1 pseudogene is annotated in these 280 nt (G+C 56.8%); it reads right to left on the bottom strand.

From position 1 onward, the window contains the following. Positions 1-186 (bottom strand): annotated as a pseudogene (locus tag ACO0K3_RS19495) (methylenetetrahydrofolate reductase); the annotation flags it as partial. Between the last annotated feature and the right edge of the window lie 94 nt (positions 187-280).

Below are 280 nucleotides of genomic sequence, written 5' to 3'. Positions count from 1 at the left end.
CGACCAGTTCATTTGCATAGCGGAATTCACCCGCTGCGCCGTAACCGCTGGGCAGATCACCCGTAAAGCGACCAGGCGGTGTATGTCGTGCGCCTGATATTGCTTGAGGATGTCACGGATCGATTCACGTGTGCCGCCGACGCAGGACAGGTGCGGTGCCGCGGCATAACCTTCTTTACGGATCTCGCCGAACTGCAACCGAAGTATTTTTCAGTCACCTTCGGTGCTGGCGGTACGACACAGCAAGGAACTCTGGATACCGTCGTCGAGATCCGTAAAG

The organism is Undibacterium sp. Rencai35W (assembly GCF_049340185.1).
Taxonomy (GTDB): Bacteria; Pseudomonadota; Gammaproteobacteria; order Burkholderiales; family Burkholderiaceae_D; genus Undibacterium.
Note: the sequence above shows the minus strand (reverse complement) of the source record. Positions and strands in the feature narration are given on the sequence as shown.